The following is a 13,444-nucleotide window of genomic DNA, read 5'->3' as shown; positions in this document are numbered from 1 at the left end:
CGGCATGGACATCACCATCGCCGCCAGCTTCCTGCCCCACGTCGACGCCGAGGCCTCGCTGGTCTTCTACCGCGACGTGCTCGGCTTCGAGGTCCGCAACGACGTCGGCTACGGCGGGATGCGCTGGATCACGGTCGGCCCGGCCGGCCAGCCCGGCACGTCGATCGTGCTCCAGCCGCCGGTGTCCGACCCCGGGGTGACGGAGGCGGAGGCCGCCACCGTCGCCGACATGATGGCCAAGGGCACGTACGCGGGCCTGCTGCTGGCGAGCGACGACCTGGACGGGCTGTTCGAGCGGCTGCGCTCCCGCGACGTCGAGATCGTGCAGGAGCCCGTCGACCAGCCGTACGGGATCCGCGACGGCGCCCTGCGCGACCCGGCCGGCAACCTGCTCCGGATCCAGCAGCGCGCGTGAACCCGCCCCAGGTGTCGGGGGTGTGCGCCACACTCGGGCGCCGGCGACCCCTTGGAGGCGGACGAGCATGACCACGACCGACGAGCGCAGCACGGCGACGCACACCGCGGACAGCCACGACCTGATCCGGGTGCAGGGGGCGCGCGAGAACAACCTCAAGGACGTCAGCGTCGAGCTGCCCAAGCGGCGGTTGACGGTCTTCACGGGGGTGTCCGGCTCGGGCAAGAGCTCGCTGGTGTTCGCGACCATCGCCGCGGAGTCGCAGCGGCTCATCAACGAGACCTACAGCGCCTTCGTGCAGGGGTTCATGCCGACCCTGGCGCGGCCGGAGGTCGACGTCCTGGACGGGCTGACCACCGCGATCATCGTCGACCAGGAGCGGATGGGGGCCAACCCCCGCTCGACCGTCGGCACCGTCACCGACGCCAACGCCATGCTGCGGATCCTGTTCAGCCGGCTCGGCGACCCGCAGATCGGTCCGCCCAACGCCTACTCCTTCAACGTGCCGTCGGTGAAGGCCAGCGGCGCGATCACGGTCCAGCGCGGCCCCGGGAAGACCACGACGGAGAAGGCCACGTTCAACCGCCTGGGCGGCATGTGTCCTCGCTGCGAGGGCCGGGGGTCGGTCACCGACATCGACCTGACCGCCCTGTACGACGCGGACAAGTCGCTCAACGAGAACGCCCTGACCATCCCCGGCTACACGATGGAGGGCTGGTACGGCCGGATCTTCCGCGGCTGCGGGTTCTTCGACCCGGACAAGCCCATCCGCGACTACTCCGAGCGCGAGCTGCACGACCTGCTCCACAAGGAGCCGACGAAGATCAAGATCGACGGCATCAACCTCACCTACAGCGGGCTCATCCCGTCGATCCAGAAGTCGTACCTGTCCAAGGACGTCGAGGCCATGCAGCCCCACGTCCGCGCGTTCGTCGAGCGGGCCGTCACGTTCACCACCTGCCCCGACTGCGCCGGGACCCGGCTGTCGCCGGAGGCGCTGGGGTCCCGGATCGACGGGGTGAACATCGCCGACCTGTGCGCCATGCAGATCAGCGACCTGGCCGAGTGGGTCCGGGCCCTGGACGAGCCGTCGGTGGCGCCGTTGCTGGGCGGGTTGCAGCACCTGCTGGACTCGTTCGTCTCGATCGGGCTGGGCTACCTGTCGCTCGAGCGGCCGTCGGGGACGCTGTCCGGGGGAGAGGCGCAGCGGACCAAGATGATCCGCCACCTGGGCTCGTCGCTGACCGACGTGACGTACGTGTTCGACGAGCCGACCATCGGGCTGCACCCGCACGACATCCAGCGGATGAACGAGCTGCTGCTCCAGCTGCGCGACAAGGGCAACACAGTGCTGGTGGTCGAGCACAAGCCCGAGGCCATCGCCATCGCCGACCACGTCGTCGACCTGGGGCCCGGCGCCGGCAGCGCCGGGGGAGAGGTGGTCTACCAGGGCTCCCTGGACGGGCTGCGCACGAGCGGCACCCTGACCGGGCGGCACCTGGACCACCGGGTCGGGGTCAAGCCCACGGTGCGCCGCGCCACCGGCACGATGGAGGTGCGCGGGGCCGCGACGCACAACCTGCGCGGGGTGGACGTCGACGTCCCGCTCGGTGTGCTGGTCGTCGTCACAGGGGTGGCCGGCTCCGGCAAGAGCTCGCTGATCCACGGCTCCGTGGCCGGTCGAGACGGCGTCGTGGCCATCGACCAGGGCGGCATCAAGGGCTCCCGGCGCAGCAACCCGGCCACCTACACCGGGCTGCTCGAACCCGTCCGCAAGGCGTTCGCCAAGGCCAACGGCGTCAAGCCCGCCCTGTTCAGCGCCAACTCCGAGGGCGCCTGCCCGGCCTGCAACGGGGCCGGCGTCATCTACACCGACCTGGGCATGATGGCCGGGGTCGCCTCGACCTGCGAGGCCTGCGAGGGCAAGCGGTTCCAGGCCGAGGTGCTGGAGTACACCCTCGGGGGCCGGAACATCGCCGAGGTGCTGGCCATGCCCGTGGCCGAGGCCACCGAGTTCTTCGCCGAGGGCGAGGCCCGGCTGCCCGCCGCGCACAAGGTCCTGACCCGGCTGGTGGACGTCGGCCTGGGCTACCTGAAGCTCGGCCAGCCGCTGACCACGCTGTCCGGCGGGGAGCGGCAGCGCATCAAGCTTGCCACCCGGATGGGCGAGAAGGGCGCGGTCTACGTCCTCGACGAGCCCACCACGGGCCTGCACCTGGCCGACGTCGACAACCTGCTGGGGCTGCTCGACCGCCTCGTCGACTCCGGCACGTCCGTCATCGTCATCGAGCACCACCAGGCGGTCATGGCCCACGCGGACTGGATCATCGACCTGGGCCCGGGCGCCGGTCACGACGGCGGGCTGGTGGTCTTCGAGGGCACCCCTGCGGACCTCGTGGCCGACCGCTCGACGCTGACCGGTCAGCACCTGGCGGCGTACGTGGGGGAGTAGGGCTTGACCTGGTCCCTACGGCACGGCTTGTGCTGCCGGCATGAGTGGTGGGTGGCGCCGAACGGCCGGTACGAGGACCAGCACGACGTCGGCCGGCAGCGACGGGCGACGACGACGGCCCACGACGGTCGTGGCCGTCGCTGCCGGTGCCGCGGCCATGCTGCTGCTCGCGGCGTGCGCGTCGGGCGCACCCGACGACGCCGCCAGCACGGCCGACCCCGGGGACGACGCCGCGCTGGCCCAGTTCTACGACCAGGAGCTGGCCTGGGGCGCCTGCGACGACGACTTCGCCACGAGTGAGCGCGAGGCCGAGATCCTGGCCGCGAGTCCCGCGGAGTGCGCCTTCCTGACGGTGCCGCTCGACTACGCCCAGCCCGACGGCGAGACCGCCTCGGTCGCCGTGAGCCGCATGGCCTCGGCCGGCGAGGCGACGGGGTCGTTGGTGTTCAACCCGGGCGGGCCCGGGGGCTCCGGCGTCCTGGGGGCTCTCGCGCTGAGCGTCGGCGTCGGCGAGACCCGCATCGGCGAGGCGTTCGACCTGGTGGGCTTCGACCCGCGCGGAGTCGGCGTCACCACACCCGCCGACTGCTACTCCCCGGACGGCACGACGCGTGGCGACGAGCTCTTCCCGTCCCTCGCCGTCCGTCCGGAGCTGACCGAGGCCGACACCCGCGCGGTCTTCGAGCGGTGCGCGGAGGGCTCCGGCGGCGCCGAGGTGCTGGTGCAGCTGGGCACCCGCACGTCGGCCAGGGACATGGACGTCCTGCGCGCGGCCCTGGGCGAGGAGCAGCTCACCTTCCTCGGCCAGAGCTACGGCACCCGCCTGGGAGCGGTCTACGCCGAGGAGTTCCCCGAGCGGGTGCGCGCGATGATCCTCGACGGCGCCTTCGACCCGACGCTCGCCACGGTCGACCGCTTCTCGACGACCTACTCCGGGTTCCAGGCCGCGTTCGAGGCGATGGCCGCGCAGTGCACGCAGGACTCCACCTGCCCCCTCGGCGACGATCCCGCCGCCGCGACCGCCGAGTTCCAGGCGATCATGCAGCCGCTCGCCGACGAGCCTGTGCCGGCGCTCGACACGGAGCTGGACTTCGACGGCGCGATCGGTGCCGTCATCCTCGGGCTCTACTCGGCCGAGCAGTGGCCCACGATCATCGACGGCATCGCCGAGGTGGAGCAGGGTCGGGGTGACATCCTGCAGCAGCTCGCGCTCGACGCGACCTCCGGCAGCGAGGACCCCGCCGCCGCGGTGAACGGCAACCAGCCCGAGGCGCTCTTCGCGATCAACTGCATGGACGAGCAGCGCCTCAGCCCCGACGACGTCGCACGGCTGCGCGAGCTGACCTACGAGGCGGCGCCGTTCATGGATCGCGGCGAGGAGGTCGTCGGCGCGCGGGACGCCTGCGAGCAGTGGCCGGAACCGCCGACGCTCGGGTTCCCGTACGCGCAGGACGTCGACGGGCTGCCCGAGACGCTCGTCGTCTCGTTCACCGGTGACCCCACCACGCCGCACACCGGCGGCATCGCGCTCGCCGACGCGCTCGGCAGCTCGCTGCTGACGCTGCAGGGCGCGGAGCACACGATCGTGAGCGCGGGGACGAACCCCTGCGTCGTCGACGTAGCGGCCGACTACCTCATCGACCTCGAGCTGCCCGCGGAGATGCCCGACTGCTCCGCCTGACCCGGCCCACCTGGCCGCGGCCGGACCCGGGCGGCTGACGGGTCGCGCCCGCTACGGCGTCGCCGGCCGGACCCGGGAGAGCTCCGCGGCGAGGTCGGTCGAGGTGGTGTGCAGCACGGTGCGCAGGCCCAGCTCGCGGGCTGCGGCGATGTTCACGGGGCTGTCGTCGACGAACACCACCTGCTGCGGTTCGGCGCCGAGCTCGGCCAGCACGTGCCGGTACACGCGCGGGTCGGGCTTGACCAGGCCGAGCCGACCGCTGAAGAACGCGTGCGCGAACGGCTCCAGCCAGTCCGCGCGACCCAGCCGGTGCGACATGCCCAGGGGCATGTTGGACAGCAACGCCATCGGGGCGCCGCTGTCCCGCAGGTCGCGCAGGACCTGCAGCGTGACCGGGTCCAGGTGAGACCACTGGGCGGTGTCCAGCGCCTCCAGGGTGTCGACCAGCTGCAGGTCCAGCGGTCGGCCCGCGGCCTCGGACCAGTACTCCAGCGGGCTCAGCGCGGCCGCGTCGAACCGGAGCCGGTTGGTCCAGTAGGGGCTGCCGGGCGGTGCGAGGTCGCGCCCGACCACCTGCTCCAACCGTGCCCAGTCCGCCGGCTGCGGGGCCGTGGAGACGACCATGCCGTAGTCGAACAGGTACCAGGTCGGCCGACGGTCAGGTCCCACCTGCCGCACCCTACGGGCCGTCCGCCGCCCAGGCGCCGTCCGTGCGCGGTCGAGATCGGCCCGACGACGCCACCCGGCGGCGGTTCGCCGTCACGGGGCGGATCTCGCCGCCGGGCCGCTACCGCGAGGAGTGGACCCCCTGGGACGCGAGCAGCTCCAGGACGGCGGTCTGGCCGTCGTCGGCCCGACGGGCGGACCCCGTCAGGCCCACCGCGGCCGCATGACCGAGGGCGTCCGGCACCTGCGACCGGTGGATCTCGACGAGCAGCCGACCCCCTGGCGCGAGCCACGGCACGGACTCCCGCAGCAGCCGCCGCACCAGGTCCAGGCCGTCGACTCCGCCGTACAGCGCGCGGGCCGGTTCGTGGTCGCGTGCCTCGTGGCTGAGCAGCGACTCAGCGCCGAGGGGTACGTAGGGCGGCACCGCGGCCAGCACGTCGACGTCGCCTCGCAGCGCTGCCGGCAGCCCGGTCAGCACGTCGCCGCCGTGCACGGCCGCGTCCGGCGGCAGGTTGTCCCGGGCCAGGGCCCGGGCCGCCGGGCACACGTCGGTGGCGTGGACCAGGGTGCCGGGGACGGTCCGGGCGACCAGGGCCGCCACCGGCGCCACCCCGGCGAACGCCTCGACGACGACCGACCGGTGGCGGGCGAGAGCTATCGCCCGGTGCGCCAGCGTCAGGGTCCGCACGCGAGGGACGAAGACGCCTCGTCCGACGGCGAGGTCCACGCCGTCGAAGCGCACCGTGCCCAGCAGGTGCTCGAGCGGTTCGCCCTGCTCGCGTCGCCGGACCAGCTGCTCCAGCCGGTCCGGGTCGTCGCCGGCCCCGGAGGCGGTGCGCAGGAGCAGGGCCGCCTCCTCCTCGGCGAACACGCACCCGGCCCGGCGGAGACGGGCCGCGAGCACGACGTGCTGCGCGTGGGTGGTCCGGCCGTGCGGCGCGGCGGTGGCCGGTGCGCTCACCGGTCGTAGCCGACGAGGATCAGACCGTCGTCGACCCCGGACAGCCGACCGCCCGCGGCGGCCATGGCGTCGGCGATGTCGGCGACGCGTCCGTAGGCGGCCGCGGCGACCGGTAGCGACGCCGCTCCGTCGGCGGCGTGCTGGACCGGGAGCACCTCCATGGTGCGGACGAGCACCCCGTCCCGTACCGAGTGCACCCGCAGGCCGGACCCGTCGGCGACGAGGTCGTGCAACGGTCCGACCCGGGCCGGGACGACCGCCCAGGACAGGTCCCGGAGGTCCACGTCGTCCAGGCGCGGGCCCAACGCCCCGACGACCTCGGGGGACAACCCGGGACCGCTGGTCTGGGCCCAGCCGTCACCGTCGCGACGGATCACCGGGGTCCCCATGGTCTCGGCCGTCCCCAGGCGCAGGACCGGCTCCCCGGCGGCGGGCGGGTCGTCGACGACCCGGAGCCGCCACGGCGGCAGTCCGGGCGGTGGGACGGGCGTGGTGTCCGGTGCTGGAGGGTCGGCGTCACGTCGCGTCCGACGAGAGGCGCGCTGGGCCAGCAGGTGCCCGTTGCGCATCGGCTCGACCAACCACCACCCCGCCCGGTGCGCGGCCACGAGCTCGCCCGCCATCAGCCGCAGGATCGAGGCGGCCTCGGCCAGGTCGCGCGAGCGGTCCAGCTGCCAGCGGTGCCGGTCCTCGTGCCGGGAGCCCGGCCACGGTGACGGCCCCAGCGGTCGACGTCCCGTCGTCATCACGTCCATGGTGCCTCCCACGCCCGAGCCGGCCGGCGGACGGGCTCGGCAGCGGGCTGCCGGCTCTCGTCACGATGACGGGCACGTGCGCATCGGGTCGGCGGGTGCCCCCGGGGTCCCGGAGTCCTGCGCCGACCACCCGATGGTGCCACGCGGCGACAGGGAACGACAGCGATCCACCCGACCAGGCGGTGAAGCGCCGAGATCCTGACCGGCGGGGGAGCGGGCGGCGGCGGCGAACGGGTCGAGTCGCCGCTGACAGCAGCAGCGGCGGGCCACCTCTAGCCTGCAGGATGCTGAGGGCGCCTCCCTCGGCGGCGTGAAGCCGTCGGACTACCGCGAACGTGGGAGAAGTGGTCGTGCTGGAGGAAGTGCTCACCGGTGTCGTGGTGACCGCGCTCGCGGTTCTGTACTGGTCCTACGCGTACTGGGAGTTCCACCTGGATGCAGCTCCAGCGTTCTACCGGAAGAGGCGTTCGTTCCCGGTTCCGCCCCAGTGGGTACTTTCTGCAGCCCTCGTGCTGACCAATGCCACAGCCGTTGTCTGGGCCGCACTACTGACTGCGGGGGGTGTTCTTCCCTCGTATCCGACCGCCGGTATAGCCGTGGCCAGCTCCCTCGCCGTGCTTGTGTTGATCATGGTTCCGACGGTGCTCTTCAACCGGCCGCGCTTCCTCATATCGAAGACGCGGCAAGAAGAGATGCGTCGGGCGAAGCGGGACGGACGTGATTCGGGCTCGGCGGGGGACCGCTGAACTCAGAGCCCCGCGGGCGGCTCGGTGCCGCTGGCGTTCCGACAGCGTTGGCCGTGCGGAGCAAGCCGCCGCGGCCGCTGCTGACGGACGTCCACGGGCGCCGGAGGAGACTGCAGCCGTGATCGCTCTGCTGGCTGCCCCTAGCAACCTCGGGCTTCGTCCGCCTCGACCGTCAAGCGTGCCGGGGTGCGCCAAGGCCCCCGAGGCGCTGCGCGAGGCCGGGTTGCACGCCCGCCTGGCCGCAGCCGGCGCGGTGGACGCCGGCGTCGTGCTGCCCGGCCGCTACGTCGATGACGGAGACCCCGGGTCGCATCGGCTACGCAACCAGGACGCGATCGTCGACCACAGCCGGCGGCTGGCCGACCGCCTCGGGTCTCTGCTGGACGACGGGCGCGTACCGCTGGTGCTCGGAGGGGACTGCAGCCTGCTGGTCGGAGCCGGGCTCGCCCTGGCCCGCCGCGGCGGCGCGGGGCTGGTCCATCTCGATGGGCACACCGACTTCCGCCACCCCGGCAACAGCGACCAGTGCGTGAGCCTGGCGGGGGAGGACCTCGCGGCCGCTGTCGGCCACCACTGGGACGCCGTCGCCGACATCGACGGGCACCGGCCCTACTTCTCCGCCGGCCGGACCGCGCACCTGGGGTGCCGCGATGACGACGAGCACCTGCCCGAGGTCCAGCGGCTCCTCGGGGCTGTACTCCCGGCGGGCCGGGTGGACGCCGTCGGCGCACAGGTGGCAGCCGCCACGGCCCTCCGCGTGGCAGGCGGTTCGAGCGGTGCCGGCTTCTGGCTGCACCTGGACGTCGACGTGCTCGACCCCCGGCACATGCCGGCGGTGGACAGCCCCGACGACGGTGGCCTGGACCCCGAGCAGCTCGTCACGCTCCTCGAAGCTCTTGCGCCGGGTGCCGTCGGCGCGCAGGTCACCGTCTTCGACCCCGACCCCGACCTCGATCCGGACGGCCGCCACGCCCGGCTCCTCGCCGACGTGCTCGCCACGGGGTTGCGCGGGCTCGGGGCGGGGGCGGCCGCCACCTGAGCGGGGCGGTGGCCGGGCATGCTGACCCTGGTCCCATCAGCGATCGTCACCTCATCCCTGGGCTACCGGCCGGAGCAGCAACGCATGCCACGAGAGGGCTTCACACTGCTCGCCTCAGCACCAAGGACGAGCTCGCCGAGATCCTGTCCGGCCACCGATCCCTGGCCGGCGATCCAACTGGCCCCGCGGTCACGGCTCCAAGTAGTGCTCTGTTCGTGCCCTGGCCCGGATGAGGGCAGCCCGCACCGCTACGGCTGCCACGGCAGCGCCGATCGGCATGGCCGCCAAGAACGCGCCGGGAGGCAACCCCGGGAAGGTAGAGCCGGCGATGAGGCAGAGCACGGCGCCCGTGACGCCGGCCAATCCGACCCACCCGGAGACGTCCGGTCTTCCGAACGCTGACGGCAGGCGCTGCCCTCGGGGTGAGTTGAGGTCGGTCATGGCCCCCCGCAGGCGCCCGTTGCCGAGTACCGCGAGGTCGCTGACGTCGCCACGACGTAGCACCCCCAGTGCGCGCCAGACCTGGCTCTCCTGCAACGTCAGCCCTGGTAGCCGTATGAAGCGTATCCACGCCAGACGAGCCGCCAGGATGGGAACGAAACTGCCCAGGAGCAGTCCGGAGGCCACGGCTTCGGCGCCGGCGAGCACCGCGACCACCAGTCCTCCGAAGAGCAGCCCGACGCAGGACGTCACGGCGACGGCGACCACAGTCAGCCGCCTCAGCGCACCAACGGGTCGAAGCCGCCTGGCCGCCTCAGCGACGGCGGGGTCGGGAGCAACCCGGAAGGCGGTGCGCAGCAGCAGCCGCGCCCCGGGCTCATCGCCACGCTGCACCAGATGCGCGGCAGCTTGCAGCGTGCCCGTACGACCGTTGTCCGGGCCCGACCCGAGAAGGCGCCCCGCGGCTTCACCGACGACCCGGTCCAAGGTCTGGGGACCGCCGTGACGGTCACGCCCGAGCACGCTCGAGACGACCTCCCGCACGACGCGCAGCTGCGGCTCGACGAACGGTTCCTCCACCGGCCTGATGTCGGCACAAATGGCCCGGGCCCTGAGCCTGCCGACGTGCCCCCCGGGGCCCTGCCACCAACTGATCGGCTGCTGGGCAGGGCTGCCGAGGATTGCCTGCCAAGATCACCCGGTGCTCAAGTGGATCGACGCATTACGGCGCCGCCGCCGGGACCACCAGTGGACGAGGCGCGCCGCCGCCGTCAAGGCTGAGGGAGACGAGCGACGTGAGCTGCTTGCCGGCCAGGAGGCAGATGTCTTCGATCTGGAGGCCCTGCTGTTCCGACATGATCCTGTCGGCATAGCCTTCAAGGACAACACCGACGAGTACCGGCCAGAGGCCGAGACGATCACCCTCCGCAGACATGAGGTCCACTCGGTGGACGCGCTCCGGACGATGATGCACCAAGAGTTCGTGCGGTGGTTCGACCTAGAGATCGCAGGGCCTGAGGCGCGCTACGACTCCATCGCCGAGGAGCTGTGGCTCACCTGGGGCCCAGGGTCACAACCGCGGTAGCGGACTGCTGCAGTGGGGTGCGGCGGGCAAATCACTACGACACCGATGAGTCGGCCGGGCCGAAGCAGTCGAACCAGCATGGATACCGAGGACCTGGACAGGTACTTGAACGGCCTCGAGCATTCCCACAAGGTGGGCGTCCTGGCGCTTCGCGAGGCCATCCTCGCTGTCGACGCCGGGATGAGCGAGCACATCAAGTGGAACGCCCCGAGCTTCCGCTTCCGCTGTGAGGACCGGGTGACGATGCGGTTGGCCCCCCACGACGCCTTCCAGCTGGTCCTGCACCGTGGCAGCCGGGTCCGTGACGACACCGCTGACTTCCACTTCCACGACACCACTGGGTTGATCCGGGCGTCACCCGACCGGGGCGTGGTCGACCTGACGGACTCGGGTGTCCTGGACCAGCGCCTGGCGGAAGTCGTCGACATGGTGAAGCGCTGGGTCGCGAGCTAGCCGCCCATCGCCACAGCACCAGGAGATCGTGAAGAACCCCGTGGAGGGTGGGCCCGAGGTCGTCCTCGACTTCGACCGTCAAGGACGTCTGCTGGGCGTCGAGTCCTGGGCGCAGCCGAGCTTCCGGCGCCGCTGAAGCCGCCCTGACTCTTCGGTCACCCAGCCCGGCGGCGGGCAGCCTGAAGCCGGACGGAGCGTCCCAGGGCCCTCGACCCCCGATTTGGCGTCGTCGGCCCGTTCCGACGGTCGGAAGTGCCGCTCAGGGGTCGTCTGGCGGACACGGGCCGTCGTGCTGGACCATCGGACGATGAAGACGGTGGTAGCGGAGGACGACGGTGCGGCGTCGCATGACAGCCGACGCCAGCCGCGCTGGCGGGGCGTGCTTGGCTGGTACGTCCCCGCCCTCGACCCTGCGCAGTGCCCGACTGCCGCTGACGTCGCGCGGACCTTGTCCGAAGCCTGGGGAGATGGCCTCAGCGTTGTAGGTCCCACCGCAACGGTCCGACTCGTCAGGCGAGCCCCCGACGTCGCGACTGTCCTTGCACAATGGGATGAACGCATGCAGGCCGCGGCGCGTGCAGCCGGCATCACGGAGGTCACCCTGGGCGGTTGGACCGTCTCCAGGCGCCGATGGTGGGGCTGGCAGCACGCCGCCCTCGGCACCGCCCACGACTCCTTCAGCACCATCCAGTAGAAGACCGCAACTGAACCATCCTCGAGTGGGGAAGTGCCCGGAGGCCGGGCGAGAGTCCCCAGGTTTGGATCGTCAACCGGTGCAGACGTCGCTGGGGACTCTCAGGGCAGCCCCACTAGTCTGAGCCAACGCCAACTGCGACCGGGCCACCGACGACAGAGTCATGGGGACGGGCCGCCGATGCAAAGCTCATCGCGGCAGGTTCAACCAACCCACGTCGGCGCCCGCGTGTACTTGATCAAGCCATGTCAATAGCATTGCCTCGACACTTTCGGAAAGTTGTGAAACTATCTCACCACTATGTGAGGCAAAGTAAACGGGATTGGGCGGGGCGTCTGCATCTACAGTCACCCCTATCGAGCCCCAACCGTTCGTGGACATCAGTCGCACAAACGGAACTTCGACCTCTCGATTACTGTCGCCCCAGTACAGGCCGTAGGGCACAGCGAGCGCCGTTTCGAGATCAACGGGGACGAGGTCTCGTGCGACTTCCATATCGCTTCTCCGTCCGCCCGCACTGACATCGACCCCATTAATCGCAGAAAAGACCGCAACCACATCATCGGTTACTTCGATTTGCATTGACGCCAGACCGTCTACGATCTCAGACACGGGCAGACCTGTAGCGAGACCAACTGAAAGTCGCGGACGGCGCTGCCCGATAGTGTGCAGATACCGATCAATTAGGACTCTTTCTCTCACCGTCTTCTCCTTAGGTCACGAATGGGGGCTTGTTCAAGTCGCGATGAAGGCGGGATTGCGCGTGCAGCGGCATTGGGTCGGAGAATGCCATCTGCTGCCCCTCGCCCCCACGCCGGGCCGGACCATCGAGCCGAGCTCCCGGGCGCCGGGGCAAGCCAGTCACCAGTCGCTGCCCGGTCAGCGTTTCGCAAGGAATCCCCAACTGACGACCAGCTGCTGTGAGACGCTCTCGCCTGCTGCAACGCCCCGGTAGCCTAACGCCGATAACGTGCGTTATGTCAGATCACGACGGGGTGGCCCCTCCCTGACCACCGGCTGGCGCAGGATCGTCCGGCGTCGCTCGGGAGCGACCCGCCGGAAGTCGCTCAGGTAGATCTCGTGGTGCCGCCCGGTCGGCCGGAGGCCCTGCGCGGGCAGGAACTTGTGGTGCAGGCGGTGCAGCACACCGGCCTCGTCGTCGAAGGTCCCGACGTGCAGCGTCTGGACGCAGCGTCCCTCGGACAGCGTCTCCAGGCGGACGTCCGCCAGCCGCTCCGGCCGGCGCGTGCTGGTGAGCCTCGCGCGGGCGGCCTCGACGTCGACCCCACCGAGCCAGTCCGGCAGCAGGATCAGCAGCGTCCAGGACCACCGCGACTTGTCGCGCGCCGCGGTGAACGCGGCCATGTCCTCGGCCCACCACAGACCCTCGAGCGGCGGGACGACATAATCACGGCCGCGCTGCTTGCTGTCGAACTTCACGGCGTAGGCCATCGGGTACAGGGCGCGCACGGCCACAACGAACCCGGGCCCGTTGGGGTCACCGTGGCCGTCGATCGCCAGGTACTGCTGCGGCGGGACGTCGAGCAGACGCAGCTCCCCCGACCGGGCTCGGTAGCCGTCGAGGGTGCGACGGAGGTCCGGCTTGACGGTCATGACCGTCCCACCGGGCCGACGGGCCGTCGGCGCGGCGTCCGGGCGGCCCACCGCTCCCCCGGCGCCGTCACGACCATTCCGGCCGACCTGCCGAGCCTGGACAACGGCTATGCCTCGGCGAGGTCGAAGACGTAGAACACGTTGCCCGCGGGGTCCTCGTAGCCCTCGACCGTCCCGCCCGGGATGTCGTAGCGGGGCACCCGGACCGGGACTCCTGCGTGGGCCTCGCGCCAGGCCAGCACGTCGTCGACCAGGTACATCGGACCCGGTGGGTAGTCCTCGGTGTCCACCATGAGCTCCACCGAGCCGTCGGCGGCGGCGAAGGCGACGGTGGTCTCCCCCTCGCGCCACACCTCCTGCAGCCCGAGCTGGTCCCGGTAGAACGCGACGGCGGCCCCGAGGTCGGTCACAGGCAGGTACAGGTAGGTGAGCTTCATGAG

General features: G+C 71.5%; 15 protein-coding genes. 8 read left to right on the top strand and 7 right to left on the bottom strand.

All coding sequences use genetic code 11. The annotated features are described in order from the left end of the window. The first annotated feature begins 4 nt into the window (after positions 1 to 4). The 3 genes from SJY06_RS13640 (at position 5) to SJY06_RS13630 (ending at position 4,548) form a co-directional block, all read left to right on the top strand. Complete coding sequence (locus SJY06_RS13640; RefSeq protein ID WP_380168084.1) at positions 5 to 415, top strand: VOC family protein; 411 nt, start codon at positions 5 to 7, stop codon at positions 413 to 415. A 67-nt stretch (positions 416 to 482) separates the two neighbouring features. Then, positions 483 to 2,867 (top strand): ATP-binding cassette domain-containing protein, encoded by a 2,385-nt coding sequence (locus SJY06_RS13635; RefSeq protein ID WP_380168083.1) that lies wholly within the window; start codon positions 483 to 485, stop codon positions 2,865 to 2,867. Between the two features lie 130 nt (positions 2,868 to 2,997). Beyond that, a complete protein-coding gene (locus SJY06_RS13630) occupies positions 2,998 to 4,548 on the top strand; it encodes an alpha/beta fold hydrolase (protein WP_380168082.1) in 1,551 nt (516 codons plus the stop codon). A 51-nt stretch (positions 4,549 to 4,599) separates the two neighbouring features. Here the strand turns inward: SJY06_RS13630 and SJY06_RS13625 are convergent, their stop codons facing one another. From SJY06_RS13625 to SJY06_RS13615, 3 genes are all read right to left on the bottom strand, one after another. Continuing rightward, positions 4,600 to 5,217 carry an HAD family hydrolase gene (locus SJY06_RS13625; RefSeq protein WP_380168081.1) on the bottom strand — a complete coding sequence of 206 codons (618 nt, stop codon included), beginning with the start codon at positions 5,215 to 5,217 and terminating at the stop codon, positions 4,600 to 4,602. Between the two features lie 118 nt (positions 5,218 to 5,335). Then, positions 5,336 to 6,178 carry a N5-glutamine methyltransferase family protein gene (locus SJY06_RS13620; RefSeq protein ID WP_380168080.1) on the bottom strand — a complete coding sequence of 281 codons (843 nt, stop codon included), beginning with the start codon at positions 6,176 to 6,178 and terminating at the stop codon, positions 5,336 to 5,338. Continuing rightward, positions 6,175 to 6,924 (bottom strand): hypothetical protein, encoded by a 750-nt coding sequence (locus SJY06_RS13615; RefSeq protein WP_380168079.1) that lies wholly within the window; start codon positions 6,922 to 6,924, stop codon positions 6,175 to 6,177. The genes SJY06_RS13620 and SJY06_RS13615 overlap by 4 nt, the downstream gene beginning before the upstream one ends. A gap of 353 nt (positions 6,925 to 7,277) precedes the next feature. Between SJY06_RS13615 and SJY06_RS13610 the strand changes: the two genes are divergently transcribed. Further along, a complete protein-coding gene (locus SJY06_RS13610; protein ID WP_380168078.1) occupies positions 7,278 to 7,679 on the top strand; it encodes a hypothetical protein in 402 nt (133 codons plus the stop codon). Then, positions 7,651 to 8,718: an arginase family protein gene (locus SJY06_RS13605; protein WP_380168077.1), complete on the top strand. Its 1,068-nt coding sequence runs from the start codon at positions 7,651 to 7,653 to the stop codon at positions 8,716 to 8,718. The genes SJY06_RS13610 and SJY06_RS13605 overlap by 29 nt, the downstream gene beginning before the upstream one ends. Before the next feature lie 189 nt (positions 8,719 to 8,907). Here SJY06_RS13605 and SJY06_RS13600 read toward each other — a convergent pair whose 3' ends face one another. Then, positions 8,908 to 9,738, bottom strand: a complete 831-nt coding sequence (locus tag SJY06_RS13600) for a hypothetical protein (protein ID WP_380168076.1) — start codon at positions 9,736 to 9,738, stop codon at positions 8,908 to 8,910. A gap of 121 nt (positions 9,739 to 9,859) precedes the next feature. Between SJY06_RS13600 and SJY06_RS13595 the strand changes: the two genes are divergently transcribed. From SJY06_RS13595 to SJY06_RS13585, 3 genes are all read left to right on the top strand, one after another. After that, positions 9,860 to 10,243, top strand: coding sequence for a hypothetical protein (locus tag SJY06_RS13595; protein WP_380168075.1), 384 nt, complete (start codon positions 9,860 to 9,862; stop codon positions 10,241 to 10,243). A gap of 78 nt (positions 10,244 to 10,321) precedes the next feature. After that, positions 10,322 to 10,696, top strand: a complete 375-nt coding sequence (locus SJY06_RS13590; protein ID WP_380168074.1) for a DUF1801 domain-containing protein — start codon at positions 10,322 to 10,324, stop codon at positions 10,694 to 10,696. Between the two features lie 559 nt (positions 10,697 to 11,255). Continuing rightward, positions 11,256 to 11,390 carry a hypothetical protein gene (locus tag SJY06_RS13585; protein WP_380168073.1) on the top strand — a complete coding sequence of 45 codons (135 nt, stop codon included), beginning with the start codon at positions 11,256 to 11,258 and terminating at the stop codon, positions 11,388 to 11,390. A 189-nt stretch (positions 11,391 to 11,579) separates the two neighbouring features. On the opposite strand, the gene SJY06_RS13580 is transcribed toward SJY06_RS13585, so the two are convergent. The 3 genes from SJY06_RS13580 to SJY06_RS13570 form a co-directional block, all read right to left on the bottom strand. After that, entirely contained in the window at positions 11,580 to 12,002 is a 423-nt protein-coding gene (locus SJY06_RS13580; protein ID WP_380168072.1) for a hypothetical protein, read from the bottom strand. Between the two features lie 363 nt (positions 12,003 to 12,365). Beyond that, positions 12,366 to 13,004: a GyrI-like domain-containing protein gene (locus SJY06_RS13575; protein WP_380168071.1), complete on the bottom strand. Its 639-nt coding sequence runs from the start codon at positions 13,002 to 13,004 to the stop codon at positions 12,366 to 12,368. Between the two features lie 107 nt (positions 13,005 to 13,111). Next, positions 13,112 to 13,441, bottom strand: coding sequence for a VOC family protein (locus SJY06_RS13570; protein WP_380168070.1), 330 nt, complete (start codon positions 13,439 to 13,441; stop codon positions 13,112 to 13,114). Between the last annotated feature and the right edge of the window lie 3 nt (positions 13,442 to 13,444).

Origin of the sequence: Jannaschia sp. R86511, from assembly GCF_042466345.1 — a bacterium.
Lineage (GTDB): Bacteria > Actinomycetota > Actinomycetes > Actinomycetales > JBBAYJ01 > Aquipuribacter.
Note: the sequence above shows the minus strand (reverse complement) of the source record. Positions and strands in the feature narration are given on the sequence as shown.